This window comes from Arenimonas sp., from assembly GCF_035312645.1.
Lineage (GTDB): Bacteria > Pseudomonadota > Gammaproteobacteria > Xanthomonadales > Xanthomonadaceae > Arenimonas.
In genome coordinates this window covers 1-2,163 of sequence record NZ_DATGBO010000141.1, presented here as the reverse complement: position 1 = coordinate 2,163, position 2,163 = coordinate 1, and the positions used below count along the sequence as shown (strand labels likewise).

Annotated in this window: 3 protein-coding genes and 1 pseudogene; 2 read left to right on the top strand and 2 right to left on the bottom strand. The window is 64.1% G+C overall.

Annotated features, from left to right (window positions below):
- Window positions 1–118: 118 nt before the first annotated feature.
- The gene (locus tag VKM35_RS12805; RefSeq protein WP_324321442.1) at window positions 119–568 is read right to left on the bottom strand and encodes a DUF1801 domain-containing protein; all 450 of its coding nucleotides are present in this window, start codon (window positions 566–568) and stop codon (window positions 119–121) included.
- The gene (locus VKM35_RS12800) at window positions 568–1,356 is read right to left on the bottom strand and encodes a VOC family protein (protein WP_324321441.1); all 789 of its coding nucleotides are present in this window, start codon (window positions 1,354–1,356) and stop codon (window positions 568–570) included. Before VKM35_RS12800 ends, VKM35_RS12805 begins: the two co-directional genes overlap by 1 nt.
- A gap of 128 nt (window positions 1,357–1,484) precedes the next feature.
- Between VKM35_RS12800 and VKM35_RS12795 the strand changes: the two genes are divergently transcribed.
- A complete protein-coding gene (locus VKM35_RS12795) occupies window positions 1,485–1,979 on the top strand; it encodes a DUF6265 family protein (protein WP_324321439.1) in 495 nt (164 codons plus the stop codon).
- Between the two features lie 14 nt (window positions 1,980–1,993).
- A pseudogene (locus VKM35_RS12790) lies at window positions 1,994–2,163 on the top strand (DNA polymerase IV); the annotation flags it as partial.

The window sequence follows — 2,163 nt, the reverse complement described above, 5'->3', positions numbered from 1 at the left end:
AAGTGAACAGCAGGTGCGCGCCGCCGCGATAACCACGCGGAATTTCGCTTTCGCGATACTCGGCGCGGAAGCGGCGCACGGACTCCGGAATGTCGGCCGCGTTCATCGGCAGCGGTGCTCAGCGCAGGCCATGACCGATTTCGTAGTGCGCGATGTAGTCGTCCACCGACAACGAGGCGATATTCGCGGCGACGGCATCGACCAGCAGGTCGTCAATCTTCTTGAAGCGCAGGCAACTCTTGCCCATGTCGAATTTCTTCCCGGCTTTGGCGTAGGCCGCCTGCAGCGTCTCGTATTTGTGCGGATCGGCATAAGCGCCCATCAGGTAAAGGGAATAGCTATTCTTCTGTGCCGCCAGTGCGACGTAGCAAAGCGGTTGCTTGTTGTAGGTCACCGGATAACGCGCCAGCGGAATCACGTAGCCGATCATCCCGAAACCCATGCACTCGACGAACCCCGACTGCAGATTGCGCAATACCAGATCGCGCACCGCTGCGACGACGACGCGGCGCTCCGCCGGCAATTCATCCAGATACATGGCGACGGATGCCGCCCTGCTGCTGACCATCAACTCATTCCGGCGGTATCGATGAGATTGAACTTGCCACCCGCCGGGTCCTTGAGCACGGCGATGCGGCCGACGCCCGGCGCCATGAACACCGGGATCATGACGCTCGCCCCCAGGGCCTGCGCCTTTGCCACGGTCGCGTCGATATCGGCGACGTGCACATAGATCGACCAGCGCGTCGGAATCCCGGCCCATTGCTCGTCCATCTGCAGCATGCCGCCGTAGCCGGTGCCGTTCACCGAATAGACGCGGTAGACCTCGGGCGCCGCGTCGTGATCGGAGAACGTCCACGGAAGTACCGCACCATAGAATTTTTCCGCACGCTTGATGTCGCGCGTGGCGAGCTCGACCCACAGCACCGAACCGAATTCGCGGAACGCCGCCACGCCCGGATGCGAGCGCGGCTGCGACAGGCAGAACACCGCGCCCTCGGGATCGCTGACCACGGCCATGCGCAACAGCGACATCACCTCGAACGGCTCGGCCAGCACTTTTCCGCCTACCGCGAGCACGCGCGCGACGGCGGCATCGCAATCCTCGACACGGAAATACACGCCCCAATGCACGGGTATACCCAGCTCGCGCTGATCGGCCATCATCGTGTAGCAGGCGGCGACATCGCGACCGTCGAGTTTGAATACCGTATAGCTGCTGCCATCGGGGAGTGGCGTATCCACTGGCGTCCAGTCGAACAGGGATCCATAGAATTTTCGCGCGCCGTCCTGGTCCGTGGTCACCAGTTCGAACCAGCCCGGCGTGCCGATTTCCGGCGTGTACGTTGTCGTCATCGTCCTGTCCTCCACTTGGGTGGCCCAGAGTACGCCGCGCTTGTGCGGCCTGCCAGCGGGTGCGCGCGCCGAAGCAAATCGAGGGACAATCCCCATCGCGCACGAGCAGCGCCATCGGGAGCACGGACATGTCAATGCCGAATCGTGGATATGCGACCTGCCTTGCCTTGCTGCTGCTCTCGTCACCAACGAATGTTCCGGCATCCGCCGCGGAGGCCGTGCCGACCAATCCACCCGTCGCTCTGGATTGGCTTGCTGGCGACTGGTGCGGACAGCAGGGCCAGGCGCAAATCGAAGAACATTGGTTCGCGCGTGGCGGCGTGCTGTTGAACGTGAGCACGACCACCCGCGGCGGCAAGCTGCTCGGCTTCGAGTACACGCGCATCGAACGGCGCGGAGAGGGCTGGGTCTACATCGCGCAACCCGGCGGCGTGGCGCCGACCGAATTCGCGCAATCAGCAGCAGCCGGGCAGCGCATCGATTTCAGCAATCCCGCGCACGACTACCCGCAGCGCGTGAGTTACTGGCGCGACGATCTCGGCCTGCATGCCGAGATCGCCGGCCCCGGCAAGGATGGCGAACAGCGTTTCGCTTTCAACTACAGCGCCTGCCCCGCCCGCTGATGCCGACAACGCCGATGCGAAAAATCGTTCACGTCGACATGGACGCCTTCTACGCTTCGGTCGAGCAGCGCGACGATCCGGCGCTGCGCGGCAAGCCGGTGGTGGTCGCGTGGCGCGGCGCACGCTCGGTGGTGTGCGCGGCCTCGTACGAGGCGCGCAAGTTTGGCGTGCGCTCGGCGATGCC